This is a genomic window from Streptomyces sp. SYSU D01066-1 (genome assembly GCF_054956795.1).
On the sequence record NZ_JBUDHV010000007.1, the window covers coordinates 125,132 to 139,893 of the forward strand.

The 14,762-nt window shown below is 69.8% G+C and carries 8 protein-coding genes; 6 read left to right on the top strand and 2 right to left on the bottom strand.

Translation table 11 applies throughout. The features are described 5' to 3' along the window. Positions 1 to 36 precede the first annotated feature (36 nt). Entirely contained in the window at positions 37 to 2,703 is a 2,667-nt protein-coding gene (locus tag ACY1JF_RS09670; RefSeq protein WP_462704593.1) for a transglycosylase domain-containing protein, read from the bottom strand. 362 nt (positions 2,704 to 3,065) lie between these two features. On the opposite strand from ACY1JF_RS09670, the gene ACY1JF_RS09675 reads away from it, so the two are divergent. The 3 genes from ACY1JF_RS09675 to ACY1JF_RS09685 all read left to right on the top strand — a co-directional run bounded on the left by ACY1JF_RS09675 (position 3,066) and on the right by ACY1JF_RS09685 (position 6,233). Then, on the top strand, positions 3,066 to 3,743 hold the full coding sequence (locus ACY1JF_RS09675; protein ID WP_462704594.1) for a PadR family transcriptional regulator: 678 nt from the start codon (positions 3,066 to 3,068) through the stop codon (positions 3,741 to 3,743). A gap of 44 nt (positions 3,744 to 3,787) precedes the next feature. After that, positions 3,788 to 4,870 (top strand): inositol-3-phosphate synthase, encoded by a 1,083-nt coding sequence (locus ACY1JF_RS09680; RefSeq protein WP_462704595.1) that lies wholly within the window; start codon positions 3,788 to 3,790, stop codon positions 4,868 to 4,870. Positions 4,871 to 4,949: 79 nt separating this feature from the next. Then, positions 4,950 to 6,233 carry an MFS transporter gene (locus ACY1JF_RS09685; RefSeq protein ID WP_462704596.1) on the top strand — a complete coding sequence of 428 codons (1,284 nt, stop codon included), beginning with the start codon at positions 4,950 to 4,952 and terminating at the stop codon, positions 6,231 to 6,233. A 126-nt stretch (positions 6,234 to 6,359) separates the two neighbouring features. Here ACY1JF_RS09685 and ACY1JF_RS09690 read toward each other — a convergent pair whose 3' ends face one another. Next, positions 6,360 to 7,829, bottom strand: coding sequence for a CCA tRNA nucleotidyltransferase (locus ACY1JF_RS09690; RefSeq protein WP_462704597.1), 1,470 nt, complete (start codon positions 7,827 to 7,829; stop codon positions 6,360 to 6,362). Between the two features lie 222 nt (positions 7,830 to 8,051). Between ACY1JF_RS09690 and ACY1JF_RS09695 the strand changes: the two genes are divergently transcribed. The 3 genes from ACY1JF_RS09695 to ACY1JF_RS09705 all read left to right on the top strand — a co-directional run bounded on the left by ACY1JF_RS09695 (position 8,052) and on the right by ACY1JF_RS09705 (position 14,729). Further along, the gene (locus tag ACY1JF_RS09695) at positions 8,052 to 10,427 is read left to right on the top strand and encodes a DUF6049 family protein (protein WP_462704598.1); all 2,376 of its coding nucleotides are present in this window, start codon (positions 8,052 to 8,054) and stop codon (positions 10,425 to 10,427) included. Between the two features lie 43 nt (positions 10,428 to 10,470). Continuing rightward, positions 10,471 to 12,885 (top strand): murein biosynthesis integral membrane protein MurJ, encoded by a 2,415-nt coding sequence (gene murJ / locus ACY1JF_RS09700; protein WP_462704599.1) that lies wholly within the window; start codon positions 10,471 to 10,473, stop codon positions 12,883 to 12,885. 137 nt (positions 12,886 to 13,022) lie between these two features. Then, complete coding sequence (locus tag ACY1JF_RS09705; RefSeq protein ID WP_462704600.1) at positions 13,023 to 14,729, top strand: protein kinase family protein; 1,707 nt, start codon at positions 13,023 to 13,025, stop codon at positions 14,727 to 14,729. Positions 14,730 to 14,762: the final 33 nt, after the last annotated feature.

Consider the following 14,762-nt stretch of genomic DNA (forward strand, 5'->3'; position numbering starts at 1 on the left):
TTTCACGTGAAACGCCCATGCCGGGCGATCCGGAAGCTATCCGAAGATGCCTCCGTCATCACCCCGTGTGCCGCCGGCTTCCTCCGACTCCGTAGCGGATGACGAGGGGGACTCGCTGGCGCCGCCATCGTCCTCGTCACCCGTCTCGGTACCGCCGTCCGACTCCTCCTCACAGCCCCAGTCCCAGGCACCACAGGTCTCGCTGGTGCTGGGCGTCGGCGAGGTCTCTTCCTGCGTCTCCGATTGCGTGGGGGTCGCCGACGGGCTCTCCGATTCCTCCTCCTCGGTCTCCGTGACCGAGGGGGACGCCGACGGCGAGGGCTTGTCGTTGACGACCTCCCCGATGGACTCCGGCTTGGGGAACTTCACCGCCGGCTCACCCTTGAGCGCGTCCTCCATGTAGTCCTTGAAGATCTCGGACGGGAAGGAGGCGCCATGGATCTCCTTCTGGCCGCCGGTCCCGTACATCTCCAGGAACTGACGGTTCTTGACGCTCTCGTCGTCCGGGTAGCGGAACATGCTGATCGCGGTGGAGAGCTGCGGGGTGTAACCGACGAACCAGGCCGACTTGTTGCCGTCGGTCGTACCGGTCTTGCCCGCGACCTCGCGGCCCTTCAGCTGGGCGTTGGTACCCGTGCCCTCCTCCACGACGGTCTTCAGGACGTCCGTGACGTTGTCCGCGACCTTGGCGGTGAACGCTTGCTCGGTCGCCACCTTGTGCGTGTAGATCGTGCCGTCCTTGTTCGTCACCTTCGTCACGGAGAAGGGGTCACGCTGCTTGCCGCTGGCGGCGAAGGTGGCGTAGGAGCCGGCCATGCGGATCGCGCTCGGGTCGGAGATGCCGATGGAGAACGAGGGGAAGGTGGTGCCCGCCAGGCTGTCCTCCAGGAGACCGGCGTGGATCGCGGAGTCCTTCACCTTGTCCAGACCGACGTCCATGCCGAGCTGGACGAAGGCGGAGTTGATGGACTCCCGCATCGCCTCACGGAGATCGATCATGTAGTCCGGCGCCTCACCCGCGGAGGCGTTGGCGTTGCCGTCATTGGTCTGCAGCCACTCCTCGCCCTCCTCGTTCTGCCAGACGCTCCCGTCGTAGTTCTTGACCTTCCACTTGTTCTTGCCGCTGTACAGGCTCTTCGGCGAGACCAGGGTGCGCTCGTCCTCCGACTGCACCTCCCCGAGGTCCGGATCGCGGACGCCGTACGTCATCGCGGCGGCGAGCACGAACGGCTTGAACGTCGAACCGACCTGGGCACCGGTGACATCGGCGTTGTTGGTGAAGTGCGTGGTCGCGTCCTGACCGCCGTAGATGGCCTCGATGGCACCGGTCTCGGGGTTCACGGAGGCACCGCCGAACTGGACGTCGGTGTCCTTCTCGGGGCGCTTCTCCGGGTCGATGTTCTCCTTGTAGACCTTGGTGACCGCCTTCTCGAGCTCCTCGACCTTCTTCTTGTCGAAGGTCGTGTAGATCGAGTACCCGCCCTGTTCGAGCTGGTTGGTGGTGACCACGTCGTTCTTGACCAGCGACGCCTTGGCCAGGTCGACCAGGTAACCGATCTGCCCGCTCAGCTGGGTGTTCGACCGCGGGTTCTCCCACTTGGGGAGTTCGGTGTACTTGGCGCGTTCCGTCTCGCTGAGGTGCCCGTACTCGACCATCTTGTCGAGGGTGTCCTGCATCTGCAGCAGGGCCCGCTTCTGGTTGGCCTCCTGCGTGGCGGACGAGTCGATGGACGTCGCCCCGGCCGGGTCGTAGTAGGTCGCGCCCTTGAGCATCGCCGCGAGGAAGGCGCACTCCCCGGGGTTCAGCTCCTCGGAGTCCTTGTCGAAGTACGCCCGTGACGCCGCCTGGATGCCCCAGGCGCCGCGGCCGTAGTAGGCGGAGTTGAGGTATCCCTGGAGGATCCTCTTCTTGTCGAGCTTGCTGCCCACCTTGATCGAGACGAAGATCTCCTTGACCTTGCGGGAGATCGTCTGCGACTGGTCGTCCAGCATGGCGTTCTTGACGTACTGCTGGGTGATGGTCGAGCCGCCCTGGGTGTTGCCGCCCAGAGCCATGTTGTACACGGCGCGCGCGATGCCCTTGGGGTCGATGCCGCTGTCTTCGTAGAAGGTCTTGTTCTCCTGCGAGATCACGGCGTTCTGCATCGCCTTGGGGATCCGCGAGAGGTCGACGATCTGCCGGTTGCGCTCGCCGCCCGTGGAGACCATCTGGGTGCCGTCGGCCCAGTAGTAGACGTTGTTCTGCGCCGTCGCGGTCTTCGCCTCGTCGGGAATGCCCACCATCGCGTACGCGATGCCCGCCGCGGCGACCATGGCGCCGAAGAACCCGACGCACAGGCCGGAGACCAGCTTCCAGGAGGGCACCCAGCGGCGCCATCCGTACTTGTCGAAGCGCGGATAGTCGATGATCCGCTTCTTCCCCGGTGCGGCTGCCCGGCCGCGCCCGGACGGCGCCGCACGCCTTCCGCCGCGGCCCGGTTCGGCCGCCCTGCGGCGGCCACCACCGCCGCGCTGGGCCGCACGACGGGCCTCGGCGCGGCTCCCGTACTGTTCCTCACCTCCCGGCGCGTGCGAGCCGGACGGAGACTCTGTGGCGCCTCGCGGTGCCGCACGGCGGCCGGAGGACGAACCGGACTGGCCGCGTCGGGCCGCGGCACGTCCGCCTCCCTGCGGCTGCGGCGGTTTGCGACGGTGCTCGCTCATCGAACGACTACTCCTCGGGCAGGCGCACCATTGCGCGCCTCGCAACGGCGGCTGGTTTCCGGTCCCCCCGAAGTACGGATGCGGCCCCTGCCGTATTCACCCGTACTGCACCAGGGACAGGGACGCCCCCGGGCATCACTCGGTTCCCGGTGGTCTGCATGGCGCACAGACTACGCACCGGCGAAACCCCTGAGCTTCGAAGTTCACCTCAAATCAGGCAACTTGCTTCCCATGAATCAACGATGTGATCCCGTTCACGGGTTTCCCTCTTGTCGCACACGAGGGGCCGTTCTATCGTCTGGATGTATCGAGTCGATACATCAGCTCGGCATAAGGGCCCAGGCGATCAGGGGGAGGCGACGATGAGCCGGCGTTCCGGCATCCTCGAGTTCGCCGTCCTCGGCCTGCTCCGCGAGTCCCCGATGCACGGCTATGAGCTGCGTAAACGGCTCAACACGTCCCTGGGTGTGTTCCGGGCGTTCAGCTACGGAACGCTGTATCCCTGCCTCAAGACGCTGGTCGCCAACGGCTGGTTGATAGAGGAGCCGGGGAACGCCCCCGAGGCCACCGCCCCTCTGGCGGGACGTCGAGCCAAGATCGTCTACCGGTTGACGGCAGAAGGTAAGGAGCACTTCGAGCAGCTCCTCTCGCAGACGGGTCCCGACGCGTACGAGGACGAGTCCTTCGCCGCCCGCTTCGCCTTCTTCGGACAGACGTCGCGTGACGTACGCATGCGCGTACTGGAGGGGCGTCGCAGCCGGCTGGAGGAGCGCCTGGAGAAGATGCGCGCCTCGCTGGCGCGCACCCGGGAGCGTCTGGACGACTACACGCTGGAGCTCCAGCGCCACGGCATGGAGTCCGTGGAGCGCGAGGTGCGCTGGCTGAACGAGCTCATCGAGAGCGAGCGGGCGGGACGGGACCTGCGCGGTTCCGGCCCCGAGGGGTCCGCTCGACAGGACACCACACATGGAGCGCCGGGCGGTCTGCCCCGGTCCGGGGACGACCCGCGGCCGGACACGCCCGACGACACCGCCACGTGAGCGCCCGGCCAGGGCCTCACTCGTACACACAGGGAGCAACCGGAATGGGTTCGGTTCGCGTAGCCATCGTCGGTGTGGGCAACTGCGCCGCATCGCTGGTGCAGGGCGTCGAGTACTACAAGGACGCCGACCCGGCGGCCAAGGTCCCCGGCCTGATGCACGTCCAGTTCGGCGACTACCACGTCCGTGACATCGAGTTCGTCGCCGCGTTCGACGTGGACGCCAAGAAGGTCGGCCTGGACCTCGCGGACGCCATCGGCGCCTCCGAGAACAACACCATCAAGATCTGCGACGTGCCGAACACCGGTGTGCAGGTCCAGCGCGGTCACACCCTCGACGGTCTCGGCAAGTACTACCGCCAGACCATCGAGGAGTCCGCCGAGGAGCCGGTCGACATCGTCCAGATCCTCAAGGACAAGCAGGTCGACGTCCTGGTCTGCTACCTGCCCGTGGGTTCCGAGGACGCGGCGAAGTACTACGCCCAGTGCGCCATCGACGCCAAGGTCGCCTTCGTCAACGCCCTTCCGGTCTTCATCGCCGGCACCAAGGAGTGGGCCGACAAGTTCACCGAGGCCGGTGTCCCGATCGTCGGCGACGACATCAAGTCGCAGGTCGGCGCCACCATCACGCACCGCGTCATGGCGAAGCTGTTCGAGGACCGGGGCGTCGTCCTGGACCGCACCATGCAGCTGAACGTCGGCGGCAACATGGACTTCAAGAACATGCTCGAGCGCGAGCGCCTGGAGTCCAAGAAGATCTCCAAGACGCAGGCCGTCACCTCCCAGATCCCCGACCGGGACCTCGGCGCGGACAACGTCCACATCGGCCCGTCCGACTACGTGGCCTGGCTGGACGACCGCAAGTGGGCCTACGTCCGCCTGGAGGGCCGTGCCTTCGGTGACGTCCCGCTGAACCTGGAGTACAAGCTCGAGGTCTGGGACTCCCCGAACTCCGCCGGCGTGATCATCGACGCCCTGCGCGCTGCGAAGATCGCCAAGGACCGCGGCATCGGCGGCCCGGTGCTCTCCGCCTCGAGCTACTTCATGAAGTCCCCGCCGGTCCAGTACTTCGACGACGAGGCCCGCGCCAACGTCGAGAAGTTCATCGCGGGCGAGGTCGAGCGCTGACCCGCTCCCGACCGCGACCGGAGGAGGGCCCCCGAGGCAGTACGCCCGGGGGCCCTCCCCGTATGTGAGGTTGTGCCCCATGGCCGTCGTCCGTGACCTGCGTGTCCTGCTGCGTCTGAAGGGGTTCCGGCGCCTGCTCGCCGTCCGCCTGCTCTCCCAGGGGGCCGACGGTGTCTACCAGGTCGGCCTCGCCGCCTATGTCGTCTTCTCCCCGGAGAAGCAGACCTCGCCCGCCGCGGTGGCCTCCGCCATGGCGGTGCTGCTGCTCCCGTACTCGTTGGTCGGCCCCTTCGCCGGCGTCCTGCTCGACCGCTGGCGCCGCCGCCAGGTCTTCCTCTTCGGCAACCTGCTGCGCGCCCTGATGGCCTCGGTGACGGCCCTGCTGATGATCGCCTCGGTCCCGGACTGGCTCTTCTACGTCTCCGCCCTGTGCGTCACCGCCGTCAACCGCTTCGTCCTGGCCGGACTGTCCGCCGCGCTGCCCCGGGTGGTGGACGCCGACCGCCTGGTGATCGCCAACTCGCTCTCCCCGACCGCCGGAACCCTGGCGGCGACGGCGGGCGGCGGCCTCGCCTTCGTCGTCCGCATCGTGATCGCCGACACCGACGCCGCGGTGGTGGTCCTGGGAGCCGTCCTCTACCTGTGCGGCGCCCTGGCCTCCCTGCGCATGGCGGCGGAGCTGCTGGGACCCGACCGGGCGCTGATACGGCCCCGGCTGACCACCGCCCTCACCGGTACCGCACGCGACCTGGTGGCGGGGGTACGTCACCTGTCCGCACCGGTCCGCAGGGAGGCGGCCTGGTCGCTGGCCGCCATGACCCTGATGCGGTTCTGCTACGGCGCCCTGCTGGTGATGCTGCTGATGCTGTGCCGGTACGCCCTGTCCTCCGGGACGGACGAAGGACTCGCTCTGCTGGGACTGGCACTGGGCGTCTCGGGCGCCGGCTTCTTCGCGGCGGCGGTCCTCACCCCCTGGACGGCGGGCCGGCTCGGCCCCGGCCGCTGGATGGCCCTGTGCGCGGCGGCCGCCGCGATCCTGGTGCCCGCCCTCGGTCTGCCGTTCGCCACCGGGCCCCTGATCGCCGCCGCGTTCGTCCTGGGGCTCATCACCCAGGGTTCGAAGATCGCGACCGACACCATCGTGCAGTCCTCGGTGGACGACGCCTTCCGGGGCCGGATCTTCTCCGTCTACGACGTGCTGTTCAACGTCGCCTTCGTCGGCGCCGCCGGCGTCGCCGCCCTGATGCTGCCGCCGGACGGCCGCTCGGTACCGCTCGTCATGACGGTGACCCTGGTCTACGCGGTGGTCTCGGCGGCCATGGTCCGTCGCGTGCGCCGGCAGCCACAGCCGCGCACGCCGTAGCCGCAGTCGCAGCCGCGTACGCCGTAGCAGCGCCGGCGCCGGAGTCCAGGGGCGGTGTTTCACGTGAAACACCGCCCCCGCGCGGCCGTGAAACGTGGGCATGTTTCACGTGAAACATGCCCACGCTCACCCTTCCTTGCCCGCCCACCACTCCCGGAGCGCCGCCACCGCCGCCTCGTGCTCCATCGGCCCGTTCTCCAGCCGGAGCTCCAGCATGTGCTTGTACGCCTGCCCGACGGCCGGGCCGGGACGGATGCCGAGGATCTGCATGATCTCGTTGCCGTCGAGGTCCGGGCGGATCGAGTCCAGTTCCTCCTGCTCCTGGAGCTGGGCGATCCGCTCCTCCAGGCCGTCGTACGCACGCGACAGCGCGGTCGCTTTGCGCTTGTTGCGGGTCGTGCAGTCGGACCGGGTCAGCTTGTGCAGACGGTCGAGCAGCGGGCCCGCGTCCCGGACGTACCGGCGCACCGCGGAATCGGTCCACTCCCCGGTGCCGTACCCGTGGAACCGCAGATGGAGCTCGACCAGCCGCGAGACGTCCTTCACCAGCTCGTTGGAGTACTTCAGCGCCGTCATGCGCTTCTTCGTCATCTTGGCCCCGACCACCTCGTGGTGGTGGAACGAGACCCGCCCGTCCTTCTCGAAGCGACGGGTGCGGGGCTTGCCGATGTCGTGCAGCAGAGCGGCCAGCCGGAGGACCAGGTCGGGTCCGTCCTGCTCCAGGGCCATCGCCTGTTCCAGCACGATCAGCGTGTGCTCGTAGACGTCCTTGTGGCGGTGGTGCTCGTCGCTCTCCAGGCGCAAGGCGGGCAGCTCGGGCAGGACGTACTCGGCCAGGCCGGTCTCCACCAGGAGCGTCAGCCCCTTGCGCGGGTGCGCGGACAGGATCAGCTTGTTCAGCTCGTCCCGGACCCGCTCGGCCGAGACGATCTCGATACGCCCGGCCATCTCCTTCATCGCCTTGACGACCTCGGGAGCCACCTCGAAATCGAGCTGCGCGGCGAAACGCGCGGCCCGCAGCATCCGGAGCGGGTCGTCGGAGAAGGAAGCCTCGGGCGTTCCCGGCGTGCGCAGCACCCGGGCCGCGAGGTCGTCCCGCCCGTGGTGCGGGTCGATGAACTCCTTCTCGGGAAGTGCGACGGCCATCGCGTTGACGGTGAAGTCCCGCCGGACGAGGTCCTCCTCGATGGAGTCGCCGTAGGACACCTCGGGCTTGCGCGAGGTGCGGTCGTAGGCCTCCGACCGGTACGTGGTCACCTCGATCTGGAGGCTTCGGTCAGCGTCTCCGACGCGGGCGTCCTTCTGCGCGCCGACGGTCCCGAAGGCGATCCCGATCTCCCAGACGGCGTCCGCCCAGGGACGGATGATCTTGAGGACCTCCTCGGGGCGGGCATCGGTGGTGAAGTCCAGATCGTTGCCGAGCCGCCCGAGCAACGCGTCGCGCACCGAGCCGCCGACCAGGGCGAGGGAGAACCCGGCCTCCTGGAAGCGGCGGGCGAGATCGTCGGCGACCGGCGAGACGCGCAGCAGTTCGCTCACCGCGCGGTGCTGCGCCTGACTCAGGGCACGGGGGTTGACTTCATTGGCGTTCGGCACAACAGAAAAGGGTACGTGGCCCGAGCGCAGGCGGGCGCACCACTTGTTCGGACGCTCCCCTTTATACGGGCATATACGAGGCGTCCGGATCTCGGACCCGTTCCCGTCGCCGGCCCCACACCCGATCTTGTGGCCACTCCGCGGCACTTCCCCCCAGCGCGCATCGTTACCATGCCTGGACGCACATTCCGACGACCACTGACGACGAGGACGGGCGAGCGCGTGGCCGAGGCGGCAGACTTCCAGGGGACCCATCCCTCACCTGCCCGCCGCTGGGTACGGCGCACCGCGGCACTGGTGGCCTCCGCACCGCTGCTGGCGGGCCTCGTACAGGTGTCGGCCACCGGTCCGGCCCAGGCGGGGGAGCAGACCGGCGCCCGGGCCGCGGCCGGGTCGGACGGGGTGTCCGTGGCCGTCGACTCGCTCAGCCCCGCCGCCCCCACGGACGGCGACACCGTCACGGTGTCGGGCACGGTGACCAACAATGGAAAGCAGGCGGTCACCGACGCCCAGGTCGGCCTGCGGGTGGGCGAGCAGCTCGACACCCGGTCCGCCATCGACACGGTCGCCAAGAACAGCGACGACGTCGACGCCTCGCTCGGCACGCGGATCGACGACACGTACTCGGAGGAGTACGCCGAGCTCACTCCCGGGGTCGCCGAGCACTTCACCATCTCGGTCCCGGTCGACGCGCTGGACCTCGGCGAGGACGGCGTCTACGAGTTCGCCGTGACGCTTTCCGGGCAGACCTCCGCACAGCCCTGGGAACGGGTTCTCGGCGTGCGGCGGACCTTCCTGCCCTGGCAGCCGGGCGAGGCCGGCACCAGGACGCAGACGACGTTCCTGTGGCCGCTGGTCTCCACCGCCCACATGGCCGCGGAGACGGGGTCGAACGAGCAGCAGACCCCGGTCTTCCTCAACGACGACCTGGCCGAGGAGATCTCCCCCGGCGGCCGTCTGAACCAGATGGTCTCGCTCGGCAAGGAACTCGACGTGACCTGGGTCGTCGACCCCGACCTGCTGGCCTCCGTCGACGCGATGACGCGCGGCTACGAGGTCCGGGACGCGGACGGCAACGCCACGGCCGGCACCCACCAGGCCGTCGCCAAGCAGTGGCTGGCCGACCTCCAGAAGGCGGTGGCGGACAAGGAGGTCGTCGCGCTGCCCTTCGCCGACCCCGACCTGGCCTCCCTCGCGCACAACGGCACGGACTTCACCGGTTCGCTGAGCCAGCTGAAGGAAGCCACCGATGTCGTCGCCAACACGGTGGAGCCGATCCTCCACGTGGAACCGACCACCGACTTCGCCTGGCCGGTGGAGGGCGCCGTCGACCCGTCGATCGTCAAGGTCGCCACCTCCGCCGGGGCCGACAAGGTGATAGCCCGCAGCGACAGCCTCCAGGAGAGCAGCGGACTGTCGTACACGCCCTCCGCGGCCCGGCCCATCGGCGGCGGGACGACGGCGGTCGTCGCGGACGCCCGCCTGTCCACGGCGTTCGAGGGCGACCTGACCAAGGCGTCCACCTCCACGGCGGCCGTCCAGCGGTTCCTCGCGCAGAGCCTGTCCCTGAACCAGCAGACCGGGAAGCAGCGCAGCATCGTCGTCGCCCCTCAGCGCACGCCGACCGGAAGCCAGGCCCGGGCGATGGCCGAGGCGCTGACCGCCCTGCAGGACGGTGGCTGGTCCGAGTCCCAGGACCTGTCCGACGCCGCCTCGGCCAAGCCGGACCCGAGCGCCACGACGAAGGTGCCGTCGCGCGCCTCCTACCCCTCCTCGCTGCGCAAGCAGGAGCTGCCGTACTCGGTGTTCGAGCAGATCGCCCGGACGCAGGACAAGCTGGACCACTTCAGGGCCGTCCTGTCGGACCAGTCCCGGGTGGTGACCCCCTTCGGACGGGCCATGAACCGGGAGATGTCCGCGTCCTGGCGTGGCCGCGCCTCCGAGGGACAGACCTTCCGCAACGACGTGGAGACCTACCTCGACGGGCTGACCGGCCAGGTCCGACTGATCGACAAGTCGGAGACGAAGCTGTCCGGGCGCAGCGCCACGATCCCCGTGACCGTCCAGAACAACCTCGTGCAGGACGCCGACGACCTGGTGCTCCGGCTCACCTCGACCAACCCGACGCGTCTGAAGATCGGCGGCAAGGACTACCAGGAGCAGCCCGTCTCGGTCTCCGGCGGACACAGCCAGTCGGTGAAGTTCACCACGTCCGCCAACGCCAACGGACGGGCCACGGTGATCGCCCAGCTGTACACGGCGGACGGCCGCAAGTACGGCGCACCCGTGACCTTCGACGTGAAGGTCACCGAGATCACGGCCACCGTGATGCTGGTCATCGGCGGTGGCGTCCTCCTCCTCGTCCTCGCCGGCTACCGCATGTACCAGCAGCGCAAGCGGGCCGCCGCCCGCGGCGACGACGAGGGTCCCGGCGCCGGGGAGGAGAACGCGGACGGCCCCGGGAACCCGAAGGGTCCCGCCGGCCGTCTCACCGAGGATTCCGGGGCAGGCGCCCCGGAGCAGCCGAGTGACCCCGGAGCGGACACCGCAGCGGAAAGCGCCGACCCGTCCGGGACGGGTGAGAGAGTGGACCGTTGAGATGTCGTGGCCGGTGGGCCCGGGACGATGAGGTGGGGTAACCATGAACGCGCCGTACGACGGTGACCGTGGCGAGGCCGCGGGCAGCTCGGGCTACCCCGAGGGCCCGCCACCCGAGCACGACCGGACGCCGTCGCAGCCGCCGGCGGACATGTACCTCCAGGACGCCTACGACCAGGACCCCTACCGGGCGCAGGACCTCTCCGCGCAGGACCCGGTCGACGAGGCGCTCTACGACCGTGCCGCGCACCCCCCGCCGCCCCCCGGCACGTATCCGCCCCAGCGGCCGGTCTACGGGCCGCCGGCCCCGTCGCCGTACGCCCCGGACCCGCAGGTCTGGGCGCGGCCCCCGGCGCCCGAGCCGGAGGGTCCCACGCAGTACCTGCCGTACGGCGACGATCCGCGAACGACCCAGTTCGTCGGCGTGGACGACCTGGTCACCCAGGCCGGTGAACCGCGCCACGAGCCGGACGCCTTCGCCCATCTCCTCCGCGACCAGCAGCAGGGCGGCGGCCACCCGTCGTACCAGGAGGGCCCCTCGGTGCCGGGTCCGTCCCCGGCGCCGAACCAGCGGGCGGCCGCACCCGGCCCGTACGGTGAGCACACGGCCGCCCCGCACGGCCAGTACGGAGCGGCCCCGGCACCCGGCCCGTACGGCGCGGAGCCGCCGGCCCAGAGCCAGTACCCGGCCCCTCAGCCCGGCCAGGCCCAGCATCCGGCGCCCCCGCCCGGCCAGTACCTGACCGCGCCCCCGCCGGCCGCCGAGACCCCCGCGCAGGGCATCGACGCCGTGCCGCCGCCGGCCGCCGCGGTCCCGGCCAAGAAGGGCGGCCGTGCGGCGGGCCTGCTGAAGTCGAGCGCCGTGATGGCGGCGGGCACGATGGTCTCCCGCCTCACCGGCTTCGTCCGCTCCGCGCTGATCGTCTCCGCACTCGGCGTCGGCCTGCTCGGTGACACCTTCCAGGTCGCCTACCAGCTCCCGACGATGATCTACATCCTCACCGTCGGCGGCGGACTCAACTCCGTCTTCGTGCCGCAGCTCGTCCGCGCGATGAAGGAGGACGAGGACGGCGGCGAGGCCTTCGCCAACCGCCTGCTGACCCTGGTCATGGTGGTGCTCGGCGCGCTCACCGTCCTGTCGGTCCTCGGAGCGCCGATCCTCATCCGCCTGCTGTCCGATCCGGTCGCCAGCGACCCGGCGGCCAACCAGGTCGGCATCACCTTCGTCCAGTACTTCCTGCCCTCGATCTTCTTCATGGGCGTCCACGTGGTGATGGGGCAGATCCTCAACGCCCGCGGCAGGTTCGGCGCGATGATGTGGACCCCGGTCCTGAACAACATCGTCATCATCGTGACGCTCGGCATGTTCATCTGGGTCTACGGCACCGCCGCCTCCTCCGGGATGGAGGTAACCACCATCCCGGAGGAGGGGCAGCGGCTCCTCGGCGTCGGCATCCTGCTCGGCCTGGTCGTGCAGGCGCTGGCGATGATCCCCTACCTGCGCGAGACCGGCTTCCGGATGCGGCTGCGCTTCGACTGGAGGGGACACGGCCTCGGCAAGGCGGTCACGCTCGCCAAGTGGACCTTCCTGTTCGTCCTCGCCAACCAGGCCGGCGCGATCGTCGTCTCCCAGCTGTCCACTGCTGCGGGCAAGGTCTCGCCCGTGGACGGCACCGGCTTCGCCGCCTACGCCAACGCCCAGCTGATCTGGGGTCTGCCGCAGGCCATCATCACCGTCTCCCTGATGGCCGCCCTGCTGCCCCGCCTCTCACGCTCCGCCGCCGAGGACGACACCGGCGCCGTCCGCGACGACATCTCCCAGGGGCTGCGCACGACGGCCGTCGCGATCGTGCCGATCGCCTTCGGCTTCGTCGCGCTCGGCATCCCGATGTGCACCCTGATCTTCGGCTCCTCCGGCACCGGCGAAGCCACCAACATGGGCTACATGCTGATGGCCTTCGGCCTCGGCCTGATCCCGTACTCCGTGCAGTACGTGGTCCTGCGCGCCTTCTACGCCTACGAGGACACCCGGACGCCGTTCTACAACACGGTCATCGTGGCGGCGGTCAACGCCGGCGCCTCGGCCGTGTGCTACTTCGTGATCCCGGCGCGCTGGGCCGTGGTCGGCATGGCCGCCGCCTACGGACTGGCCTACGCCATCGGCGTCGGCATCGCCTGGCGCCGGCTGCGCAAGCGGCTCGGCGGGGACCTGGACGGCTCCCGCGTGCTGCGGACCTACGCCCGGCTGGCCATCGCCTCGGTCCCGGCCGCCCTGCTCAGCGGAGCGGCCTGCTACGGCATCGGTCACACGCTCGGTCAGGGCGTCGTGGGCTCCTTCGCCGCCCTCCTGGCCGGCGGAGCGGTACTGCTCGGCGTCTTCTACCTCGCCGCCCGCCGGATGCGGATCGAAGAGCTCAACTCGCTGGTCGGTATGGTGCGCGGACGCCTGGGACGCTGAGACAGGGGGTAGGCGCACAACCATCGTTCACCGCCGCGTGTCGTGCATAGCGGCGGACTGTGGGCACAATTGGGTTCGGCGTCGGACGACGCGCAACGGGTGTCCGTCGCGCAATGAATGGGGAGGCAGGGACGACGGTGGCGGAACGGAGCACAGCTGCCGTCGACGTGGCGGACAACAGCGACGACGAGTCGCTGACCGCGGAGGCGGACCAGTCCACGGCCGACGGGGTGGCCAACAACCGGGAGCGGGACACGGACAGCGACGAGGCACAGGCGAGCGCCGGCACCCACGGGTCCGGGAAGGCATCGCCTCCCGAACTGCACAGCGGTCACAAGCTCGCCAGACGCTACCGCCTCGAGGAATGCGTCACCCGCCTGGACGGCTTCAGCAGCTGGCGTGCCGTGGACGAGAAGCTCCGCCGCGCCGTCGGCGTCCACCTCCTGCCGGCGGAACACAGCCGGGCCAGGTCCGTGCTGGCCGCCGCCCGCTCCTCCGCGCTGCTGGGCGACCCCCGGTTCGTTCAGGTGCTGGACGCCGTCGAGGACAACGACCTCGTCTACGTCGTCCACGAGTGGCTCCCCGACGCCACCGAACTGACCGCGCTCCTCGCGGCCGGCCCGCTGGAGCCGTACGACGCCTACCAGATGGTCACCCAGGTCGCGTCCGCCATGGCCGCCGCCCACCGCGAGGGCCTGGCCCACCTCCGCCTCAACCCCAACGCCGTGCTGCGCACGTCGACCGGGCAGTGGCGGATCCGGGGGCTGGCCGTGAACGCGGCGCTGCGCGGCATCACCTCCGACACCCCGCAGCGCACCGACACGGAGGCCGTCGGCGCCCTGCTGTACGCGTCCCTCACCCAGCGCTGGCCGTACGAGGACGACGCCTACGGGCTGTCCGGGCTGCCCAAGGACCTCGGTCTGATCCCGCCCGACCAGGTCCGCGCCGGAGTCCACCGGGGTCTGTCGGAGCTGGCCATGCGCGCGCTCGCCAACGACGGCGCCACCGCCTCCCGCCACGAGTCCGCGTGCACCACGCCGGAGGAGCTGGTGAAGGCCATCGGCGAGATGCCCCGCATCCGCCCGCCGGAGCCGGCCTTCACGACGCCGCCCGAGTACCAGCGCACGACCTATCAGCAGGGCTCGTACGGCCGTGGCCGCCCAGCGCCGCATCCCGGTGTCGCGCAGCCGGTGCCGACCCCGCCGCCCCCGCTGCAGAGCCGTACCGGCAAGGCCCTGAAGTGGGGCGTCTCGGCCCTGCTGATCGCCGCCCTGGGTCTCGGCAGCTGGCAGCTGGCCGACGCCCTGATGAGCCGGGGCGGCCAGTCCGACGACCAGACCCAGACGCAGACGACGGACGACAACGACAAGGGCGCGTCGAGCAAACCGGAGTCCGGCAAGCCGATCGCCATCAGTGGCGCCCGCGACTTCGACCCCTTCGGCTCCGACCAGTCCGAGAAGCCCTCCGAGATAGGGAACGTCCACGACGGCGACACCTCGACGTACTGGCAGACGGACCACTACTACAGCAGCGACTTCGGTCGTCTGAAGTCCGGCGTCGGCGTCATCCTCGACCTCGGCAAAGCGCAGCAGGTCGGAAAGGTCACCGTCACCTTCGTCGGAAGCACCTCGGTCGAACTGCGCAGCGCCGACGCGGACGCCGGATCCGAGCCGACCTCTTTCGACGCCTATTCGAAGGTCGCCGAGGGCAAGGGAACGACCGTGGAGCTGAAGCCCGACAAGACCCTCGAAAGCCGCTACCTCCTGGTGTGGCTCACCGATCTGCCGATGCAGTCGAACGGGGAGTGGCGCGGCAGGCTGGCGGACATCGAGGTGACCAGCTGATCACACGCGATGCGGAGGACATACGTCCTCGTC

What these genes read in the sequence shown, in the direction of transcription:
- ACY1JF_RS09680 (WP_462704595.1), top strand. Translation starts at nt 3,788, where the DNA reads ATGGGTTCGGTTCGCGTAGCCATCGTCGGTGTGGGCAACTGCGCCGCA.
- ACY1JF_RS09675 (WP_462704594.1), top strand. Translation starts at nt 3,066, where the DNA reads ATGAGCCGGCGTTCCGGCATCCTCGAGTTCGCCGTCCTCGGCCTGCTC.
- ACY1JF_RS09670 (WP_462704593.1), bottom strand. Translation starts at nt 2,703, where the DNA reads ATGAGCGAGCACCGTCGCAAACCGCCGCAGCCGCAGGGAGGCGGACGT.
- ACY1JF_RS09685 (WP_462704596.1), top strand. Translation starts at nt 4,950, where the DNA reads ATGGCCGTCGTCCGTGACCTGCGTGTCCTGCTGCGTCTGAAGGGGTTC.
- murJ (WP_462704599.1), top strand. Translation starts at nt 10,471, where the DNA reads ATGAACGCGCCGTACGACGGTGACCGTGGCGAGGCCGCGGGCAGCTCG.